At 72.2% G+C, this 16,709-nt stretch carries 16 protein-coding genes; 10 read left to right on the forward strand and 6 right to left on the reverse strand.

Annotated features, from left to right (window positions below):
- The first annotated feature begins 87 nt into the window (after positions 1 to 87).
- The 3 genes from JOE35_RS06320 to JOE35_RS06330 are packed head-to-tail and all read left to right on the forward strand — an operon-like array spanning position 88 to position 3,138.
- Positions 88 to 786 (forward strand): response regulator transcription factor, encoded by a 699-nt coding sequence (locus JOE35_RS06320; RefSeq protein WP_307802962.1) that lies wholly within the window; start codon positions 88 to 90, stop codon positions 784 to 786.
- A complete protein-coding gene (locus tag JOE35_RS06325) occupies positions 776 to 2,032 on the forward strand; it encodes a sensor histidine kinase (RefSeq protein WP_209560374.1) in 1,257 nt (418 codons plus the stop codon). Before JOE35_RS06320 ends, JOE35_RS06325 begins: the two co-directional genes overlap by 11 nt.
- A complete protein-coding gene (locus JOE35_RS06330; protein WP_307802963.1) occupies positions 2,029 to 3,138 on the forward strand; it encodes a hypothetical protein in 1,110 nt (369 codons plus the stop codon). Before JOE35_RS06325 ends, JOE35_RS06330 begins: the two co-directional genes overlap by 4 nt.
- A 338-nt stretch (positions 3,139 to 3,476) precedes the next feature.
- Here JOE35_RS06330 and JOE35_RS06335 read toward each other — a convergent pair whose 3' ends face one another.
- Positions 3,477 to 3,743, reverse strand: coding sequence for an acyl-CoA carboxylase epsilon subunit (locus JOE35_RS06335; RefSeq protein ID WP_209560375.1), 267 nt, complete (start codon positions 3,741 to 3,743; stop codon positions 3,477 to 3,479).
- Entirely contained in the window at positions 3,740 to 5,365 is a 1,626-nt protein-coding gene (locus JOE35_RS06340; protein WP_374099696.1) for an acyl-CoA carboxylase subunit beta, read from the reverse strand. The genes JOE35_RS06335 and JOE35_RS06340 overlap by 4 nt, the downstream gene beginning before the upstream one ends.
- A gap of 91 nt (positions 5,366 to 5,456) precedes the next feature.
- On the opposite strand from JOE35_RS06340, the gene JOE35_RS06345 reads away from it, so the two are divergent.
- From JOE35_RS06345 to JOE35_RS06355, 3 genes are all read left to right on the forward strand, one after another.
- On the forward strand, positions 5,457 to 6,251 hold the full coding sequence (locus tag JOE35_RS06345) for a biotin--[acetyl-CoA-carboxylase] ligase (protein ID WP_209560377.1): 795 nt from the start codon (positions 5,457 to 5,459) through the stop codon (positions 6,249 to 6,251).
- A gap of 4 nt (positions 6,252 to 6,255) precedes the next feature.
- Positions 6,256 to 6,807 carry a PH domain-containing protein gene (locus JOE35_RS06350; protein WP_307802964.1) on the forward strand — a complete coding sequence of 184 codons (552 nt, stop codon included), beginning with the start codon at positions 6,256 to 6,258 and terminating at the stop codon, positions 6,805 to 6,807.
- Between the two features lie 63 nt (positions 6,808 to 6,870).
- On the forward strand, positions 6,871 to 8,178 hold the full coding sequence (locus tag JOE35_RS06355) for a UDP-glucose/GDP-mannose dehydrogenase family protein (RefSeq protein WP_209560379.1): 1,308 nt from the start codon (positions 6,871 to 6,873) through the stop codon (positions 8,176 to 8,178).
- Positions 8,179 to 8,191: 13 nt separating this feature from the next.
- On the opposite strand, the gene JOE35_RS06360 is transcribed toward JOE35_RS06355, so the two are convergent.
- Positions 8,192 to 8,668 carry a GtrA family protein gene (locus JOE35_RS06360; protein ID WP_209560380.1) on the reverse strand — a complete coding sequence of 159 codons (477 nt, stop codon included), beginning with the start codon at positions 8,666 to 8,668 and terminating at the stop codon, positions 8,192 to 8,194.
- 89 nt (positions 8,669 to 8,757) lie between these two features.
- On the opposite strand from JOE35_RS06360, the gene JOE35_RS06365 reads away from it, so the two are divergent.
- The 4 genes from JOE35_RS06365 to JOE35_RS06380 all read left to right on the forward strand — a co-directional run bounded on the left by JOE35_RS06365 (position 8,758) and on the right by JOE35_RS06380 (position 13,551).
- On the forward strand, positions 8,758 to 9,921 hold the full coding sequence (locus JOE35_RS06365) for a 5-(carboxyamino)imidazole ribonucleotide synthase (protein ID WP_307802965.1): 1,164 nt from the start codon (positions 8,758 to 8,760) through the stop codon (positions 9,919 to 9,921).
- A 97-nt stretch (positions 9,922 to 10,018) separates the two neighbouring features.
- Positions 10,019 to 10,486, forward strand: coding sequence for a 5-(carboxyamino)imidazole ribonucleotide mutase (purE, locus tag JOE35_RS06370; RefSeq protein ID WP_209561911.1), 468 nt, complete (start codon positions 10,019 to 10,021; stop codon positions 10,484 to 10,486).
- Positions 10,487 to 10,533: 47 nt separating this feature from the next.
- Complete coding sequence (locus JOE35_RS06375) at positions 10,534 to 11,835, forward strand: LCP family protein (protein ID WP_209560382.1); 1,302 nt, start codon at positions 10,534 to 10,536, stop codon at positions 11,833 to 11,835.
- 120 nt (positions 11,836 to 11,955) lie between these two features.
- Positions 11,956 to 13,551 carry a hypothetical protein gene (locus tag JOE35_RS06380; RefSeq protein ID WP_209560383.1) on the forward strand — a complete coding sequence of 532 codons (1,596 nt, stop codon included), beginning with the start codon at positions 11,956 to 11,958 and terminating at the stop codon, positions 13,549 to 13,551.
- Positions 13,552 to 13,627: 76 nt separating this feature from the next.
- Here JOE35_RS06380 and JOE35_RS06385 read toward each other — a convergent pair whose 3' ends face one another.
- From JOE35_RS06385 to rfbB, 3 genes are read right to left on the reverse strand one after another with little or no spacing between them, the layout of a single operon-like run.
- Positions 13,628 to 14,752 (reverse strand): glycosyltransferase family 1 protein, encoded by a 1,125-nt coding sequence (locus JOE35_RS06385; protein WP_307802966.1) that lies wholly within the window; start codon positions 14,750 to 14,752, stop codon positions 13,628 to 13,630.
- Positions 14,742 to 15,641 carry a dTDP-4-dehydrorhamnose reductase gene (gene rfbD, locus JOE35_RS06390; RefSeq protein WP_209560385.1) on the reverse strand — a complete coding sequence of 300 codons (900 nt, stop codon included), beginning with the start codon at positions 15,639 to 15,641 and terminating at the stop codon, positions 14,742 to 14,744. Before rfbD ends, JOE35_RS06385 begins: the two co-directional genes overlap by 11 nt.
- On the reverse strand, positions 15,638 to 16,624 hold the full coding sequence (rfbB, locus tag JOE35_RS06395; RefSeq protein WP_209560386.1) for a dTDP-glucose 4,6-dehydratase: 987 nt from the start codon (positions 16,622 to 16,624) through the stop codon (positions 15,638 to 15,640). Before rfbB ends, rfbD begins: the two co-directional genes overlap by 4 nt.
- Positions 16,625 to 16,709 lie beyond the last annotated feature (85 nt).

Below are 16,709 nucleotides of genomic sequence, written 5' to 3' on the forward strand. Positions count from 1 at the left end.
GTCCGCCGCCGACGCCTGCCGCGTTACGATGACCACGTTGACGACCCGGGATTCAGGGACCGGGTCGCACACGAACGAAGGACCATCGTGACCGACACCTCGACGGACGCCCCGGCGCCGACAACCCCCGCCCCCGTCCGCGTCGCCATCGTCGACGACCACGAGTCGGTGCGGCTCGGCATCCAGGCGGCGTGCCAGGCCGAGGGCTTCGACGTCGTGCTGACGGCGGCCGGCGTGCAGGAACTGGTGGAGTCGCTGGCGGGCCGCGAGGTCGACGTCGTCGTCCTCGACCTCTCGCTCGGCGACGGCTCCACGGTCACCGAGAACGTGAAGCGGGTCCAGGCGACCGGCTCGGCCGTGCTCGTGCACAGCATCGCCGACCGCGTGGCGAGCGTCCGCGAGGCGCTCGCCGCCGGCGCGGCCGGCGTCATCCCGAAGTCCTCCGCGACGAAGACCGTGATGGCCGCCGTCGCGACCGTCGCACGGGGCGACGTGCTCAACAACCTCGAGTGGGCCAGCGCGATCGACGCCGACCGCGACTTCGCCAAGGCCCAGCTCGGCCGTCGCGAGCGCGAGATCCTGCACCTCTACGCCTCGGGGCTGCCCCTCAAGCTCGCCGCCCAGCAGCTCGGCATCGGCTACTCGACCGCGCGGGAGTACCTCGACCGCATCCGCGTCAAGTACGTCGAGGTGGGCCGCCCGGCTCCGACGAAGGTCGACCTGCTGCGCCGCGCCGTCGAGGACGGCATCCTGCCGGGCCTCGACGCGGACGGCGATGGTCGCTGAACCCCTCCCGTCGGCGCTGACACCGCCGACGACGCGCTCCGCGCGCAACCCGATCAGCCGAGCCCTGTTCGACAAGGTGCTCGGCCGGGTCATCGCCCTGGCCGGCATCATCTTCGGGCTCCAGGCGCTGCCGACGACCATGGCGCAGATCGAGGTCATGCAGGTGGCCTGGGCCTGGTTGATCGGGCTGGGCATGCTCGGGGCGATCGTGGCCGTCGGCGTGGCGAGCATCGTCGTGCGGGGCGTCGAGACGACCTGCGCGATCCTCGCCGTCTCCTACCTGGTGGCGATCGTCACCTGGCCGCTCGCCGTCGTCGACCCCGACCAGGTCCTCGGGGGCGTTCCCTGGCTCTGGTACCTCTGCACGGTCGCCACGGCGGCGGCTGCGTACGCCTTCTCCGCGTGGATCGCGATCGGCTACTCGGTGGTCGTCCCGCTCGTCTACGGCTTCATCCGGCTGACCCCCTCGGGCGGCGGCGAGTCGCTGACCAGGGCCGCGCTCGACTCGACCTACGCGATCCTGCTCGGCGGCGCCGTCCTCGTGCTCGTGCTGATCCTCCGCCAGGCGAGCGCCGCGGTCGACGCTGCCCAGGCGACGGCGGTCGCCCGCTACTCCGGGGCCATCCGTGAGCACGCCACCGAGCTCGAGCGGGTCCAGGTCGACGCCATCGTCCACGACAGCGTGCTGACGACCTTCATCCAGGCAGCCAGGGCGTACACGCCTGAGCAGAGGGTGCTCGCGACGACGATGGCGAGGAACGCGATGGCGCACCTCACCTCGGCCGCCGCGACGACCCCCTTCGACGAGTCGACCACCACCCTCGGCAGCCTCAGGAGGCGCCTGGTCGAGGCGGTGGACGCGTCGGGAGTCGTCGTCGAGCTGCGCGCCGACGACGCTGACGACCGCGTCCTCCCGACGACGGCCGTCGAGGCGATCGTCAGCGCGGCGGCCCAGGCGCTGGTCAACAGCTCGCAGCACGCGGGCCCCGGCCCCGTCCGGCGCTGGGTCGCCCTCGAGCGCACGGGCGACGCCGGGGTGCTCGTCGAGGTCGGGGACGACGGCGCGGGCTTCGACCCCGGCGCCGTGCCCGAGGAGCGCCTCGGCGTCCGGGTGTCGATCATCGAGCGCGTCGCCAACGCCGGCGGACGGGCCTGCATCGACTCCCGGCCCGGCGCCGGCACGGTCGTCCGCGTGATGTGGCCCACTGGCCTCGTCGTCGGCCCCGCCAGGGGCGCCGCCTCGTGAGGATCTCCGTCCCGCGGTGGCTCATCGTCTCGCTGGCGGCCGTCTTCTCCGGCTACCACCTGGTGCTCGGGGCCGTCTCGCTCGGCCAGGCCGCCGATCCCGTGCCCGTCGTCGCCTGCATGCTCGCGTACGCGGTCGTCACCGCCGTGGTGCTCTGGCCCAGCAGCCAGCCGGTGCTGCCCGTCTGGGCGGCCGCCTTCGCCCTCGCGGTGAGCATCGTGGTGCCGCTGGTCGTGACGAGCGTCCTCGACCCCGACGCCGAGAACGGCTACGCGACCTGGTACGTCGCCGCCGTGGGCACGCTCATGGTGATCATCTCGACCCGTCGTCGCCAGGGCTTCGCGTGGCTAGGCGTGGGCTTCATGGCCGTGCAGGGCGTCGCCTGGGCCGGGGTGTCCCAGATCGCCGATCTCGGCATCGTCGGCAGCGTCAGCTGGGTCGCCTTCTCGCACGCGATCTCGTCCACGCTGACGAGGGCGGGTCGGGAGACCCGCGAGTTCATCCTTGCCGAGCACGAGGCCGCGGACTGGCAGGCGGCCCAGGAGGCGCACGTCAACGAGCGTCAGTACCGCCTCCTGCAGACGGGCCGCACCGCCCGTCCGATGCTGCAGGCGATCGTGTCGCAGTCGGGCGACCTGTCGCCGGAGCAACGGCAGGAGAGCCTCCACCTCGAGGGCGCCATCCGGGACGAGATCCGCGGGAGGCGCCTCCTCGACGACGAGGTCCGTCGCGAGGTGATGGCGGCCCGACGTCGGGGGGCCGAGGTCAGCCTGCTCGACGAGGGCGGCATCGACGACGTGCCCGACGACGAGCTGCGCCGCATCCACGCGGCCCTCGCCGCGGCGCTGCACGGCTCACGCGCCGACAAGCTGATCATCCGGACTGTCGGCGGCGGCGACCACGCCGTCAGCGTCGTCGGCCTCGGGTCTCCCGACCTCAGCTCGAGCGCGCTCGGCCGGGGGGTCTCCGCGGAGGCCGACGAGGACGACGACGACGACGAGGTGCTGCTCTGGCTGCAGATCCCGCGCCGAGCAGGGGACTCCGTCGGCGTGGCGGGGACGGACGTCCTCGACGAGCTCGACGACGACCGGCCCGTCGTCCGCTAGGTCCGGGAACGGGAAAGAGGGCCAGACACCCGTCTGGCCCTCATGGGAGATATCCCGGTCCAGGGCGACAACCCGAATGTCGCCCTGATCCGCCAACGATCGAGAACTCGCTTACCCTAGTCAGCTCCCGATCGGTGGTGCGACTCATGGAGAGGCACCTAGCAAGAACGAGTATGTCGCCCCGTGTCCTGAGCGCAAAGTCGTCATTTAGGGGGACAACCGCAGGTCACCGCCCCGTCTACCCCCGTTCGGGTGCCCCGTCCTGCGGGGCACGTCGCCGTGGCGGCTCGGGACCGGGGTACGAGCGGAGGGGTACAGCGCGGCGTTCGCCCAGCCGGTCAGGCGGAGAAGCTGCGCCAGCGCCCGGGGCCACGGTCGATCGGGCGACGCAGGCGAGCGGCCCGCGAGGACCAGCCGGAGGGGGACGCGGCGACGTCGCGGGGAGTCGCCCTGGCCGCCTCGGCCGTCTCTGCCTCGAGGGCCGCCAGCACGGCGGTGACCGCAGCGAGCTCCTCGGGCGACGGCGAGCCCGCGACGACCCGCAGCAGCGGCCCGTCGCCCTCGTGCGCGGTGCGGTCGTCGTCGGCTGCGTGGCGGCCGCTCACAGCGGGATGTTCCCGTGCTTCTTGGGCGGCAGGTCGGCGCGCTTCGTCCGAAGGGCCCTGAGCGCCTTGACCACCGCGACGCGGGTCGCGGCCGGCTCGATGACGCCGTCGAGCTCGCCGCGCTCTGCCGCCAGGAACGGGCTGGCGACGTTGTAGGTGTACTCGCTGGCGAGACGGGCGCGGACGGCGGCGACGTCCTCGCCGGCGGCCTCCGCGGCCTTGATCTCGTTGCGGTACAGGATGTTGACGGCGCCCTGGCCGCCCATGACGGCGATCTCGGCGGTCGGCCAGGCGAGGTTGATGTCGGCGCCCAGCTGCTTCGAGCCCATGACGATGTAGGCCCCGCCGTAGGCCTTGCGGGTGATGACGGTCACGAGCGGCACGGTCGCCTCGGCGTAGGCGTAGAGCAGCTTCGCGCCGCGGCGGATGACGCCCGTCCACTCCTGGTCGGTGCCCGGCAGGTACCCGGGCACGTCGACCAGGGTGAGGATCGGGATGCCGAACGCGTCGCAGAAGCGGACGAAGCGGCTCGCCTTCTCGCCCGCCTCGATGTTGAGGGTGCCGGCCATGGCCGACGGCTGGTTGGCGATGACGCCGACCGAGCGGCCCTCGACCCGGCCGAAGCCGATGACGATGTTGGGCGCGAAGAGCGGCTGCACCTCGAGGAACTCCCCGTCGTCGACGACGTGCTCGATGACGGTCATCACGTCATAGGGCTGGTTCGGGCTGTCGGGGATCAGCGTGTTCAGCTGGCGGTCGTCATCGGTCGTCTCGAGCTCGACGGCCGTGTCGAAGACGTGCGGCTCGGACAGGTTGTTGTCGGGCAGGTACGACAGCAGCGAGCGCGCGTAGTCGAGCGCGTCGTCCTCGTCGCTCGCGAGGTAGTGCGAGACGCCGCTGACCTTGTTGTGCGTGAGGGCGCCGCCGAGCTCCTCGAAGCCGACGTCCTCGCCGGTGACGGTCTTGATCACGTCAGGGCCGGTGACGAACATGTGGCTGGTCTTGTCGACCATGATGACGAAGTCGGTGAGCGCGGGGGAGTACACCGCGCCTCCTGCGGCCGGCCCCATGATGAGCGAGATCTGGGGGATCACGCCGGAGGCGCGGGTGTTGAGACGGAAGATCTCGCCGTACTTGCCCAGCGCGACCACCCCCTCCTGGATGCGGGCTCCGCCGGAGTCGAGGATGCCGATGATCGGCACGCCCGTCTTGAGGGCGAGCTCCATGACCTTGATGATCTTCTCGCCGGCGACCTCGCCGAGCGAGCCGCCGAAGATCGTGAAGTCCTGCGAGTAGACCGCGACCTGACGGCCGTGCACGGTGCCGGTGCCGGTGACGACCGCGTCGCCGTAGGGGCGCTTCGACTCCATGCCGAAGGCGTGGGTGCGGTGCCGGACGAACTCGTCCAGCTCGACGAACGAGCCGGGGTCGAGCAGGCCGTCGATGCGCTCGCGCGCGGTCATCTTGCCCTTGGCGTGCTGCTTCGCGATCGCGGCCTCGCCGCTGGCCGTGACGGCCTCGTGGTAGCGGGTCTTGAGGTCGGCGAGCTTGCCCGCCGTCGTGCGGAGATCGGGCTGCGAGGCGTCGTCGCGGGGCGCGGTGTCGGAAGTCACATCCGTCACTCTACCGAGGGCGTCCGCAGCGGCCGTTGGAGGTTCCCTCGCGTGCGACGCGCGCCGGGTGGTGGAAGTCGTCAACGCCTAGGCTGGCGGCGTGACCGACCGCACGAGCCCCTCCTTCCCCCTGAGCGCGGCCCGCAGCCCGCGGCTCGAGCTCGTCGCCGAGACGGGCTCCACGAACGCCGACCTGCTGGCCGACGCGTCGGCCCCGCACCTCGCCGTGCTCGCCACGATGTCGCAGACCGCGGGGCGGGGCCGCCTCGGCCGGGTCTGGACGGCCCCGCCCGGCCGCACCCTCGCCGCGAGCGTCCTGGTCGAGCGCCGGGGGCTGCCCGTCGAGTCGCTCGGGTGGCTGCCACTGGCCGCTGGCGTCGCGATGCGGGCCTCGATCGCGGCCGTCGTCCCGGCCGGCGAGGTCGGGCTGAAGTGGCCGAACGACGTCCAGGTCGACGGTCTCAAGGCGTGCGGGATCCTGGCCCAGGCGCGGGACGACGGCTCGGCCGTGGTCGTCGGCGCGGGCGTGAACCTGGCCCTGACGCGCGACGAGCTGCCGACGCCGGTGTCGACCTCGCTGTCCCTGCACGGAGCCGAGGGGACGACGGGGGAGGTGGCCGACCTGGTCCTGTCGGCCTGGCTCGCCGAGGTCGTCGCGCTCGTGGAGGCGCTCGCGGCCGCGGGCGGCGACGCGGACGCGAGCGGGCTGCGTGCCCGCGTCCTCGACGACTGCACGACCCTCGGCCGCGAGGTGCGCGTCGAGCTGCCCTCCGGCGAGGTCCTCACCGGCACGGCGTCGTCGATCGACCACGAGGGGCGTCTCGTCGTCGAGCCGCCGACCGGGGGCGCCGTCGCCGTGTCCTCCGGCGACGTCACCCACCTGCGGTATGAATGACCCCGTGAGCACGGCAGAGCAGCAGCCCCGAGAAGAGGTCGTCGCGCGCCTGCACCCGCACGCCCGGGTGTTGTTCTGGCCCTCGGTCGCGCTCATCGCCGTCTGCGCGGCGGGCGGCTACTTCGGCAGCTGGTTCGAGCTCGAGTGGCAGAACTGGATCGTCCGAGGGGCGGCCGTCCTCCTGGCGCTGCTGCTCTGGGTCGTCCCCGTGCTCGTCTGGCTCGGTCGCCGCTACGTCATCACGACGAGGCGCATCGTCCTGCGGCGAGGCTTCTTCGTGCGGTCACGGCAGGAGCTGCTGCACAGCCGCGGCTACGACCTCACGGTGCGGAAGAACGCCGTGCAGAGCCTGTTCCGCAGCGGCGACGTCCTGGTGAACACGGGCCTCGACCGCCCCGTGGTGCTCTGGGACGTGCCGGGGGCCGATCTCGTGCAGGCGACCCTGCACGACTTGATGGAGGCGGACGCGACGCTCGTCGCCCAGCGTCGCAGGCTCGACCAGTCGTCACCGGGCCAGCACGGCGCGACCGACGCCTGGCCGCCCGCGCGGGGCTGACACCGGAGCTGGCGCCCGAGGCTCGATTTTCCGGCCGGGGCCCGGAGACGCCAAGATGGCTGCATGCGCATCTCTGTCATCGGCTGTGGTTATCTCGGAGCGGTCCACGCCGCGTGCATGGCCGAACTCGGCCACGACGTCGTCGGCATCGACGTCGACGAGCGCAAGGTGGCCGAGCTCTCGGCCGGCCGCGCGCCGTTCTTCGAGCCCGGCCTCCCCGAGGTGCTCGAGCGCGCCACCGCCAGCGGACGGCTCCGGTTCACCACCGACATGACGGAGGCGGCGGGCGCGCAGGTGCACTTCGTCGCCGTGGGCACGCCCCAGACGAAGGGCAGCCACGCGGCCGACCTCACCTACGTCGACGCGGCCGTCACCGGGCTGCTGCCGCACCTCGCGGACGGCGACCTCGTCGTCGGCAAGTCGACCGTGCCGGTCGGCACCGCGGCCCGCCTCGCGCAGCTGGTGCGCACCTCCTCGTCCGGGGCCGAGCTGGCCTGGAACCCCGAGTTCCTGCGCGAGGGCTTCGCTGTGCAGGACACCGTCTCGCCCGACCGCTTCGTCTACGGCGTGCCCGCGGGCCAGGCGGGTGAGCGCGCCACGGCGCTGCTCGACGAGGTCTACGCCACGGCGCTCGCGACGGGGACGCCCCGCATCGTGACCGACTACGCGACGGCCGAGCTGGTCAAGGTCTCGGCGAACGCGTTCCTCGCCACGAAGATCTCGTTCATCAACGCCATGGCCGAGATCGCGGAGGCGACGGGCGCGGACGTCACGCAGCTCGCGGACGCGATCGGTCACGACGCCCGCATCGGCCGCAGGTTCCTCAACGCCGGACTCGGCTTCGGCGGCGGCTGCCTGCCCAAGGACATCCGCGCGTTCCAGGCCAGGGCCGACGAGCTCGGCCTGGAGTCGCTCGCTTTCCTCGCCGACGTCGACGCGGTCAACCTGCGCCGCCGCGACCGGGTCGTCGCCCTCGCCGAGGAGCTCGTGGGCACCGTCTCGGGTGCACGCATCGCCGTCCTCGGCGTCGCCTTCAAGCCCGACAGCGACGACGTGCGCGACTCGCCGGCCCTCGACGTGGCCCGCCGCCTGCACGACGCGGGCGCCCACGTGGCGGTCTTCGACCCGGAGGCGAACGCCACCGCCGCCCGCCTCGTCCCCGACCTCGACTACGTCGCGGACGCGGCCACCGCGCTGCGCGGCGCCGACGCCGTCCTCGTGCTGACCGAGTGGCCCGAGTTCCGCCAGCTCGACCCTGCCGTCGTCGGCGAGCTCGTGGCGCACCGCCGGGTGGTCGACGGCCGCAACGTGCTCGACCCTGCCGCGTGGCGGTCCGCCGGCTACGAGTACCGGGGCCTCGGCCGCCCGTAGGCCGCGGGCCGGCTCAGACGCGGGTGAGGCCGACCGCGGGACCGGTCGCCCGTGCCGCCGTCCGTGCGGGGTGGAAGACCCAGAGCTTGTAGAGCGTGAAGCGGAACGCCGTCCCGAGCGCCAGGCCGACGACGTTCGACGAGACGTTGTCGGCCAGGGGCGACGTGTAGCCGAGCACGTAGTGCGAGACGAACAGGCAGAGCAGCCCGATGCCCATGCCGCCGAGCGCGACGGCGAAGAACTCGAGGGCCTCGCGCACGGCCTCGGCTCGCGGCCGACGCGTCTCGCCGAAGGTCCAGAGGCGGTTGCCCAGCCAGACGACCACGATCGAGACGAGGCTCGACGCCAGCTTCGCGAGCAGGGGGCCGGCGGCGACGTCGTCGGGCGAGGAGACGGTCAGCCGGAGGGCGTTGAACACGGCGAGGTCGACGACGAGCCCGCAGAGGCCGACGAGGCCGTACCGGACGAGCTGGCGGAACAGACGGCGCACGCGGACCTCCCCGGGATCGGCCAAGATGGACTGTGGCTCGGCTCGCGACGAGCCGGACGAACACTAGCCGAGCATCATCGCAGCAGGACGTGCGCCGCACACAGTCAGGAGACGAGATGGCCTTCCGTGTCGGAGTGATCGGAGGCGGGCAGCTGGCCCGCATGATGGTGCCGCCCGCCGTCCACCTGGGCCTCGACATCCGGGTCCTCGCCGAGGCCGAGGGCTCGTCGGCCAGGCTCGCGGCGACGCAGGTGGGCGACTACCGCGACGTCGACACGGTGCTGGCGTTCGCCCGCGACCTCGACGTGGTCACGTTCGACCACGAGCACGTCCCCCAGCACGTGCTGCGCGCCCTCGTCGAGGCGGGCGTGCGCGTCCACCCCGCACCGGAGGCGCTCGCCGTCGCCCAGGACAAGATCCTGATGCGGCAGCGGCTCACCGAGCTCGGCCTGCCCGTGCCCGACTGGGCGGCCGTGGCCGACTCCGGCGAGCTCGCGGCGTTCCTCGCCGACCACGGCGGACGGGCGGTCGTGAAGACGCCCCGGGGCGGCTACGACGGCAAGGGCGTCCGCGTCGTGCGCGCGGCGGACGAGGCGGACGACTGGTTCGCGGCGCTCGCCGAGGGCGACCAGGGCGACGCGCTCCTCGTCGAGGAGCTCGTCGAGTTCCGTCGAGAGCTCGCGCAGCTCGTGGCCCGGCGTCCGAGCGGCGACGTCGTCGCCTGGCCACTGGTCGAGACGGTGCAGCGCGACGGCGTCTGCGCCGAGGTGATCGCGCCGGCGCCGGGCGCCGCCGGCCGCGTGGCCGAGCTCGCCGGGCAGATCGCCCGCACGGTCGCCGACGAGGTCGGGGTCACGGGCGTGCTGGCGGTCGAGCTGTTCGAGACCACCGACGACCGCCTCCTGATCAACGAACTGGCCATGCGACCGCACAACACCGGGCACTGGAGCATCGACGGGGCCGTCACCGGCCAGTTCGAGCAGCACCTGCGTGCCGTGCTCGACCTCCCGCTGGGCTCCACCGCCCCGCACGCCGACTGGAGCGTCATGGCGAACGTGCTCGGCGGCCCTGAGCAGGGCACGCTCGCCGATCGCCTGCCGGCCCTGATGGCCGACCAGCCGACCGCGAAGGTGCACGACTACGGGAAGGACCCGAGGCCCGGGCGCAAGGTCGGCCACGTCACCGTGTCGGGCGACGACCTCGACGACGCGGTCTGGCGAGCGCGCGCCGCTGCCTCGTTCTTCGAGGGCTGACGCTATCCTCTAGTCCGTGTCCGACCCGAAGAGCACCACCCCCACCAGCACGACGAGGCCCAACGACCCGTCGGTGCCCCCGCTGGTGTCCGTCGTGATGGGCTCGGACAGCGACTGGCCGACCCTGCGCAGCGCCTCTGAGATCCTCGCCGAGTTCGGGATCCCGCACGAGGTCGAGGTCGTGTCGGCGCACCGCACCCCCGAGAAGATGATCCGCTTCGGCCAGCAGGCCCAGGGTCGCGGCGTCAAGGTGATCATCGCCGGGGCCGGGGGAGCAGCCCACCTGCCCGGCATGCTCGCCTCCGTCACCACGCTGCCCGTGATCGGCGTGCCGGTCGCGCTGGCGAAGCTCGACGGCCTCGACTCGCTCCTCTCGATCGTGCAGATGCCCGCGGGCATCCCGGTCGCGACCGTCTCCATCGGGGGCGCGGCCAACGCGGGGCTGCTCGCCGCGCGCATCCTCGGGTCGTCCGACCCTGCGCTCACCCGGCAGCTGGCGGACTACGCGACCAGCCTCGGCGACCTCGTCGAGGAGAAGAACGACGCTCTGCGGCGGTCGCTGTGAGCGCGTCGCTGCCGGTTCGGAACCCTGACCTCGGCTCGCCGTCGTTCATGACGAGGCGTGCCTGGACCCTGGTGCTGCTCAACGTGCTCGTGCCGGGCTCGGCCCAGGTGCTGGCAGGCAGCCGCCGCCTCGGCCGGTGGGGGCTGGCCTCCACGCTGGTCTTCTGGGCGGTCGCGCTCGTCACGGGCGCCCTCGCCCTCTTCTGGCAGACGCCGTTGCTGACCGTCGCCACGAACGTCGTCGCGCTCACCGTCGTCCAGGTGTTCCTTGTCTACTACGCCGTGCTCTGGCTGGTGCTCACCGTCGACACCCTGCGCCTCCTCCGCATCGTGCGGGCGCTGCCGACCGCTCGCGGCTTCATCGCCGGCGTGATGGCGCTGCTGCTCGTCGCGACCGTGGGCCCCGCCGCGTGGGGCGCCTACCTGACCACCGTCCAGCACGGCCTGCTGAACAGCCTCTTCACGTCGCAGGCCGCGGCGGCCGACCCGGTCGACGGTCGCTACAACATCCTGTTGCTGGGCGGCGACGCCGGCTCGGACCGGACGGGCCTGCGCCCCGACAGCATCTCGGTCGCCAGCATCGACGCCGAGACCGGGGCGACGACGATCATCGGCGTGCCGCGCAACCTCTACAACGCCCCGTTCGCCGGCGGATCGCCCCTGTACGGCGAGTTCCCGACCGGCTACGACTGCGGCGACGACTGCCTGGTCAGCTACCTCTACACCTACGGCGAAGAGCACCCCGACCTCTACCCGGACGCCGAGGCGGCGAGCAGCAACCCCGGCGTCGAGGCCATGCGCGACGCGGTCGAGGGCGTCACGGGCCTGACGATCCAGTACTACGTGCTCATCGACATGCAGGGCTTCGTCGACCTGATCGACGCGCTCGGCGGCATCGAGGTGAACAACACCGAGGGCCGGCTCCCGATCAACGGCGGGGTGGACTCGAACGGCCAGCCGACCAACGTCGACGGCTGGATCGAGCCGGGTGAGCAGAGGCTCGACGGCTACCACGCGCTCTGGTACGCGAGGGCCCGACACGGTTCTGACGACTACCACCGGATGGCGCGGCAGCGCGAGGTGCAGACGGCGCTGCTGTCGCAGTTCCAGCCCGCGACGGTCCTCGCGAAGTTCCAGTCCGTGGCCGACGCCGGGGCCGAGACCGTCGACACCGACATCCCGCAGGGGGCCCTCACCGCCTTCGTCCAGCTCGCCCTGGAGGCGAAGGGGCAGCCGATCACCTCGCTCGAGATCGTGCCCCCGCAGTTCGACAACGTCTACCCCGACTACGACGCGATCCACGCGGCCGTCGCCGCGGCCACGGCGCCCACGGCGGACCCGGCCCCGTAGGGCGACACCCGAGGTTCATCCTGGAGGAGGAGGCAGCGGGTCCCGTGGCTGCCAGCGGCCCCGTAGACTCGACCGGTGCTCGGACGTGGGCACCATCCCCGTTCCTTGAGGAGGACCTGCGTGACCACCGTGCCCCACGACGGACGCCGCAGGTTCCCCGACATCCGGGCCTTCCTCGCTCGCCAAGGCGCTCTGTTCTGTGCAGCGGCCGTCGTCGTCGTGGCCGTCCACCTCGCGATCTTCCTCGCCGGCGTCTACGTCTCGCCCGTCAACTTCGACGAGGCGTACGTGCTGCAGTCGCCCGCCAACTTCGTCAAGGGCCTCGGCTGGGGCTCGTACGACTGGCAGACCGGCGGGCCGATCGTCCTCTTCGACCCGATCACCTCGACCGGCCCGACCGCGCTCGTGCCGGTCGCCGCCTCCTTCGCCCTGTTCGGCGTCGGGATCGAGCAGGCGCGCTGGGTGATGCTCCTCTGGTACGCGCTGTTCGTCGGGGGGGCCTGGACGCTCGGCCACAAGATGGCCGGTCGCTGGGCGGGCCTGGCCGTCGCCGTCGCGACCCTCGCGCTGAACACCCGGGTCGACTTCCCCAGCTCGGTCATCTTCGGGCCGGCCGAGGTGCTCGGGGAGATCCCCGCCGTCAGCCTGATCCTGCTCGCGGTTCTCCTCCTGCGCCGGCACCCGCAGCTCGCCGGCCTCGCGCTGGGCCTTGCCGCCATGGCGAAGCTGGCCGCGCTGCTGGCCGTGCCCGTCCTCGCCCTCGCGCTGCTGTTCGTGCCGCGCGCCTCCTGGGGCGTCCTGTGGGTCCGCGTGCGACGCGGCCCCGAGCTGGCCAGGCGCTTCGCCAGCGCGGTCGTCCTCGGGCTGTGGGTCGTCGTGCCCGTCGGGCTGTGGGAGGTCGTGAAGCTGCTCGGCCTCGGCTGGACGGCCTACAAGCAGAACCTCAAGGGCAACCTCGCCTTCTTCGGCCGCAGCGGCTCCGGTGTGACCGGCACCCGCGTCACGGACTTCAGCGGGCGGATCGACAAGTACCAGCTCTCGTGGTTCATCCCGAGCTGGCTCGCGACCCTCATCTTCGTGGCGACGGCCGTCATCGTCGTCGGCCTGCTGGTGCTGGCGATCGTGACGTGGCGTCGCGGCGGATCGTTGCCGGGCCGAGTCGGTGCTCCGGAGTTCGCGGTGGCCGCGATCTTCCTGGGCTACATGATCTGGTGGATCTTCCTCGCGAACAGCCTGTTCGCCCGCCAGTCGTTCCCCGGCATGCTGCTCGGGGGTCCCATCACGGCAGCCTTCGTGTGCGTGGCAGCCGGTGTCGCATGGCGAACCCGCCACCTCATCGGGCGGATCGCCGCCGTCGGGCTCATCGCCGCGTGGGGCGTCGTGGCCGTCACGCAGGCCGTCCGCCACGTGGAGAAGTCGTTCTCGGACGAGACCTACACGCGAGCAGAGCAGGTCGCGGCGGCGCAGTTCATCGAGGACGAGTTCCCGCAGGGCATCCAGAGCCTCGACTACTGGCAGAACCCCGAGCTGACCTTCCTCTCGGGGGTCGACTCCGTGCCGTTCCCCGCGGAGGACGACAGCCGGCCGCTCGTCCTCTCGCCGCTGCACGCACAGCTCATCCCCGGCCAGTACCGCGAGGCCCTGAACGACGACTGCGTCGACTTCCTCTACAGCCAGGACGGCTTCGTCGTCTGCACCGTCGCCCCCTCCGACTGACGGTCGTCAGCCGGTCGGCGATCCGTACGAACGACGAAGGCCCCGACCGTCACGGTCGGGGCCTTCGTCGTGGGGATCAGAGGTCGGCGTGCAGCTGCCAGACCTTGTCGGCCGAGTCGCGCCAGCTGAAGGCCCTCGCCCGGTCGAGCCCGGCGATGCCGAGGCGCGACGACAGCTCGAGATCGGCGACGACCTGGTACATCGCCTGTGCCAGGCGCTCGGGGTACTCCGCAGCGGGCTCGCGGGCCACGATCACGGCCGCGTCTGCCGCCACCTCGACGAGGGCAGGAGCGTCGGAGATGACCGACGGCGTCCCGAGGCTGAGGGCCTCGACGACGGGCAGGCCGAAGCCCTCGGCGAGGCTGGGGAAGACGAAGACGGAGGCCCGCTGCAGCAGGACGGCGAGCTGGGCGTCGGTGACGAAGCCCAGGGTGCGGACCCGTTCTGCCGGGAGCCCCGCCTGCTCCGCGATGTCGGCGACGCGGACGTCCCCCCAGCCCTCTGGCCCGACGATGAGGAGGGGCAGGTCGGGCGCGTCGGGGTGAGCGAGGGCCTTGATCAGCGGCTCGATGCCCTTGCGGGGCTCGACGGTGCCGACGCTGAGCGCATATCGCTCGGGCAGGTCGAGCGCCTCGGCGACGGCGTCCGAGTCATCGGGGACGACCAGGGCGTCGCTGACGGCCCCGCCGATCACACGGACGCGGTCACCGAATCGGTACCACTCGTCGAGCTCTGCGGCCACGGCGTGCGTGGGGACGACGACCGCGTCGGCGTACTTGTAGGCGCGCTTCGTCATGGCCTTGTGCCACTGCACCCCACGGGGCGTGAGGGTCTCGGGGTTCGTCCACGGCACCGTGTCGTGGATGGTGGCGACGGTCTGGTTGCCCGGGTCGTGGAGCCTGTCGTGCCGGCCCAGGGGAGCCATCAGGCTCGTCGCGTGCACCATGCCGCCGCCCGGCAGGCCGAGCAGGCCGAGCTGCCACGCCAGGGCCAGCTCGCGGCGGCCCAGCGGGGCCTTGGCCACATGCGACAGCCCGGGGAGGCGGTCGACGAGGTCGTCGTAGCCGGCCTGCGGGTGCGCGGCGACGACGGCCTCGACGTCACAGCCCTGGGGCGCCGAGGCGATCAGGCCCCGGGTGATCTCTTCCGTGTAGCGGCCGATGCCGCCCGGCACGGGCGCGAGGATCTGGTCAACGACCACTCGAAGCGTTGTCATCGTTCTCCAAGACTCCCCTGCTGGCGGCCTCGGTCAAGGCTTCGGTCCAAGGACGCAGGGGAGCGAGACCAGCTCGTGCCCATGCGTCGTGACCGAGCACGCTGTAGCTCGGTCGCGGTGCGGGTCGGACGAAGGTCGAGCTGTCGGTCGGCTCGACCCTAGCAGCGTCGAGTCCGGCCGCCGTGAACACCGCGCGGGCGAAGTCGAACCAGCTGGCGGTGCCCGAGTTGGTGCCGTGGTAGACGCCCGCGGGGGCCCCGGAATCGACCAGGGCGACGATCTGGTGGGCGAGGTCGAGGGTCCAGGTGGGCTGGCCCACCTGGTCGTCCACGACGCTGACGGTGTCGCGCGTCGCGGCGAGCTTGAGCATCGTCTTGGCGAAGTTCGGGCCGTGCTGGCCGTAGAGCCACGCGGTGCGGACGACGTAGGTGCGGTCGGGGTTCGCCTGCAGCGCGAGCCGTTCTCCCTCTGCCTTGGTGCGGCCGTAGGCGCTGACCGGGGCCAGCGGGGCGTCCTCGGCGTAGGGCGTCGTGGCGGTCCCGTCGAAGACGTAGTCGGTCGACACCTGGACGAGCACCGCACCGACGGAGGCGGCGGCCTCGGCGAGCAGGCCGGCGGCGGTCCCGTTGACGGCGAGTGCCGCCTCCTCGTCGGTCTCGGCCGCGTCGACGGCGGTGTACGCGGCGGCGTTGACGACGACGTCGTGGCCCTGGACGGCCGCGAAGACGGCGTCCCGGTCGGTCACGTCGAGGTCGGCCCGGCCGCGGACGGTGACGTCACGGCCGAAGAGAGCCTCGAGCAGGTCGGAGCCGAGCATGCCGCGGGCACCGGTGACGAGCCAGCGCTGGCGGCCGACGGTCGTGGCGTCGCTCATGCGAGGGCCGCGCGCTCCTTGAGGGGCTGCCACCACTCACGGTTGTCGCGGTACCACTGGACGACGTCGGCGAGGCCCTGCTCGAAGGGCACCTGCGGCTCGTAGCCGAGCTCGGCGCGGATCTTCGAGATGTCGACGGAGTAGCGGAGGTCGTGACCGAGGCGGTCCTGCACGCGGTCGACGTAGGACCAGTCCTTGCCGGTGGCCTCGAGCAGCATCCCGGTGAGCTCCTTGTTGGTGAGCTCGGTGCCGCCGCCGATGTTGTAGATCTCGCCGGCGCGGCCGCCGACGAGCACCATGGCGATGCCGCGGGTGTGGTCGTCGACGTGCAGCCAGTCGCGGATGTTGTTGCCCTCGCCGTAGAGGGGGACGTGCACGTCGTCGATGAGGTTCGTGACGAAGAGGGGGATGACCTTCTCGGGGAAGTGGTAGGGGCCGTAGTTGTTGCTGCAGCGCGTGATCGAGATGTTCAGCCCGTGGGTGCGGTGGTAGCTGCGGGCGAGCAGGTCGCTGCCGGCCTTCGACGCGGAGTAGGGGGAGTTCGGCTCGAGGGGGCGGTCCTCGGCCCACGAGCCCTCGGCGATGGAGCCGTAGACCTCGTCGGTCGACACGTGCACGAAGCGCTCCAGGTCGTTGCGCAGGGCGGCGTCGAGCAGCTGCTGGGTGCCGAGCACGTTGGTCTCGACGAAGATCGAGGCGTCGCGGACCGACCGGTCGACGTGCGACTCGGCCGCGAAGTGGACGACGGCGTCGACCTCGGGGAAGAGCGTGTCGAGCAGGGCGCCGTCGCGGATGTCGCCCTCGACGAAGCGGTAGCGGGGCGAGTCAGCGACGCTGGCCAGGTTCGCGAGGTTGCCCGAGTAGGTGAGCGCGTCGAGCACGACGACCTCGGCGCCCTCGAGCCCCGGGTACGCATCTTCGAGGGTGCGTCGGACGAAGTTGGAGCCGATGAAGCCGGCGCCGCCGGTGACGAGGATTTTCACGCTGGTTCCTTGAGTCTCGATCGAGGGAGGGTCAGTCGATGGTAGCGGGTGCGCTTCTCGGCGGCGGGCATGTCAGGATCGACGG

Origin of the sequence: Frigoribacterium sp. PvP032 (genome assembly GCF_017833035.1) — a bacterium.
Taxonomy (GTDB): Bacteria; Actinomycetota; Actinomycetes; order Actinomycetales; family Microbacteriaceae; genus Frigoribacterium.